The sequence below is a fragment of the Daejeonella sp. genome (genome assembly GCF_044232565.1).
In the GTDB taxonomy this organism is placed as follows: Bacteria; Bacteroidota; Bacteroidia; order Sphingobacteriales; family Sphingobacteriaceae; genus Daejeonella.
This window is the reverse complement of record NZ_JBIILQ010000291.1, coordinates 1-3,028: the sequence shown is the minus strand read 5'-3', so window position 1 is coordinate 3,028 and position 3,028 is coordinate 1. Positions and strand designations below refer to the sequence as shown.

Annotated in this window: 2 protein-coding genes and 1 pseudogene; all 3 read right to left on the bottom strand. The window is 37.1% G+C overall.

Annotated features, from left to right (window positions below; genetic code table 11):
- The coding region (locus ACILQF_RS12230; protein WP_395627685.1) for a hypothetical protein at window positions 1–465 on the bottom strand (465 nt) is incomplete at its 3' end.
- Window positions 466–473: 8 nt separating this feature from the next.
- Window positions 474–1,739 carry a dihydroorotase gene (locus tag ACILQF_RS12225; protein ID WP_395627684.1) on the bottom strand — a complete coding sequence of 422 codons (1,266 nt, stop codon included), beginning with the start codon at window positions 1,737–1,739 and terminating at the stop codon, window positions 474–476.
- Window positions 1,736–3,028, bottom strand: a pseudogene (locus ACILQF_RS12220) (hypothetical protein); the annotation flags it as partial. The pseudogene ACILQF_RS12220 and the gene ACILQF_RS12225, both read right to left, overlap by 4 nt.

Below are 3,028 nucleotides of genomic sequence, written 5' to 3'. Positions count from 1 at the left end.
CAAAATTTGATTGGCAATAACTACTTCATAGATACGATGTTCATCTTGAAACTCATCCTCATCCACCAGTAAAAACTCACGCAGAAAATCGCTCAGTTCAGGCTCAATTGCCTCATCTTGGCATTCTTGTAAATAGAGTAAAACATTGAGAAGTTCCGTTCCTCGATCAATGGTTTGCTCTTCAATTTGTTCCCATTCAGGGGATTCGAGATAGTCTTCCTCCAGCTTACGAACATCTTCATTGAAAAAATTGATCAATAGAAGGTCGAAAAATAATTCCCTTAATGGCTCAAACAAGGGTTGATCATCAAAAGCGGCATCCATTGCGGCAACCTTTTCGAGATAAACTTTATCTGCGCTAAAAACAGAAACAAGCACCTGCGAAAAGGCCTCCTGATCTTGATTATTAACCGAGGCAAACTGCGCTAAAGCAGTGAGCATGCCTTCCTTTATACTAGTATTCATGTGATCTTTTATAAGATGATGTATTGTTCATTATTATGGACAAGAGTTACTTTGCCTGTTAATTCCTGACCCATGAAAGGCGAGTTATTTGACTTTGATTTATTTGACTTTTCATTCAAGGTCCATTTTTCTATTGGATTAAAAAGTATAAAGTTAGCAGAAATTCCTAAATCAAATATAGGTATTGTAATCCCCAATAATTTTCTTGGGGAGATAGCTAATTTTTCTACAATCATTTCGGGACTCAAACCTGACTTTAATGCTAGCGGCAAAACAGTTTGAAGTCCGATAATACCATAACTAGCAATTTCAAACTCAACATCCTTAAACTCAATTTCATGTGGAGTATGTTGTGAAACGATGGCATCAATTGTACCATCTTTTAGACCCGCAATCAATGCTTTTTGATCTGTTTTAGTCCGAAGGGGTGGCTTAACCTTATACTGACTATCAAACCCTTCTAAATTATCTTCAGTCAAAACCAAGTGATGTGCAGCAACATCGCAAGTAACTTTTACTCCCGCTTTTTTAGCCTTTCGTATTAAATCTACGCTTCTATGTGAACTGATCGTACTAAAATGTATTCTTGCCTCATTGTATTCGGCCAAGTAAAGGTCGCGCGCAACCATCAATTCCTCGGCAAGAGATGGATTACCCTTCATTCCAAGAAAAGTACTCATCACCCCTTCATTCATCTTTCCTTTGGCAGCAATATCTTGATCCTCTGCATAGGAAAAAATCAAGCCATTGAATGATTTGGTGTACAGCAATGCTCGGCTCATCAGCCCGGCATTTGAAACGGGCTTATTCCCGTCCGAAAAGGCAATGGCTCCAGAATTTTGCATGTCGAACATTTCTGCCAACTCCTTTCCTTCACGATGATGGCTAATGCACCCAATTGGGAAAATATCAACCAAATTATTTGGAGATTTACTCAAAAGATAAGAAACCTCTGCCTTCGAATGAATTGGAGGCTGTGTGTTGGGCATCAAAGCAACCGCCGTGAATCCACCGGCAGCGGCAGTAGCACAACCTGTTCCCATATCTTCTTTAGTTTCCAATCCAGGTTCTCCAAAATTGGCGTTGATATCTAGAAACCCTGGTGATAAAAACTGCCCCTTTGCATCAATAATCGTTAAATTCTTATCTGAGGCATCAATTTTCTTTCCAATTTCAGAAATCTTACCATTGGTAATCAATACATCTACTGTTTGTCCGTTAAAGGGACTTTCAGAGTGTAAAACTGTGACCGATTGAATTAATAAGTTCTTCAATTTATTTGTGTTTTAATTTGTGTTTTATTGTAAAAACGGATCAACAATGTTTCTGCAGCAAAAAATATAAGAGCTAATATCAAACAAACTTTCCATAATGAGGTGCCCTGATTAACAGACTTTATCCTATTTTCTATCGATCCTCCTTCTGTCTCAATCATTTCTGGTTTCCTAGCATCAAAATTAGCATTTATCTCCTGATTGCTTGCATAGCTCAAATCAGATTCAGAACCCCCATTATTTAAAGATAATATGGCAAGCAAGCTATCACCTTTAAACAATTGGTAACTACCGCTTTGTCTTATTTGATCCGCAATAAGAATTTGTGATAAATGATCATTTTGTCGCAAATCAGGTATTGTTTCAAACCCTTGCTTCTTCAATTTAAGAGTCTGATTTGGGTTTAAAATTATTTTAGGCAAATCTATCACTTGCTCAGCATTTAAATCATAAAAAAGCTGCTGATTTCTAATGGAGAGCAATGCAGCCTGATACATTATCGGTAAAAAAATGGCATGCTTAGCAAAATTCGTTGATTCATCGTTTAGGGCTACGGCCGACAAATAGATTTTACCCATACCGAATCTGTATTCACTTAAAAAAAGTTGATTTCCAGGAAGTTCAAGAATGTTTTTACGATTCGTTTTACTTAAGGAAGAATAGCGCACATATTTTTTGACGGATGGTAAATCCATTTTTTGATTAGCTTTTTCAAAAACTCCAGCAAAAAGTGGATGCTGCAAATTAATAATTGAAACTCGCTTATCCTGACTGACTATCTGTTCGGGAAGATCAGTATTGAGTCCCTGTAGGAATTTTTTCAATCCACTTTGATCACCATCCAATTCAGGAAATACCATCAAACTTCCTCCCCGTTTGCAATAAGCCTGGAGTTGTTGCGAGAGCCCCGCACTCAATTCAGGAAGCTCATTCAAAATAATTAAGGGATAAGTATCTAGCGCAGCATAATTTATAGTTCCTGAAGAAGTGTTTGTTAGCTTAAAAAAGGTGTCTGACTGAAAAAGAGCATTCAAATAATTATTTTCCGTTGTGCCATTTATTATCAACACAGGCATAGACTCCTCAACCTTAAAACTGAAGTAAAATTTATCGTCAAAAATTAAGGGATAATCAGTAATCTCCACAAAAGCCTCTTTCCAACCTGAATTTAAACCGCTGAAAGTCAGGGTATCAATTGCAGTAGACCTTGCTTTTATTGAAAGGCTTCCCAAAGCTTTTTGATCTTTATCGATGAACAATTTAATTGGAATATTTATTGCTTCTTCCTC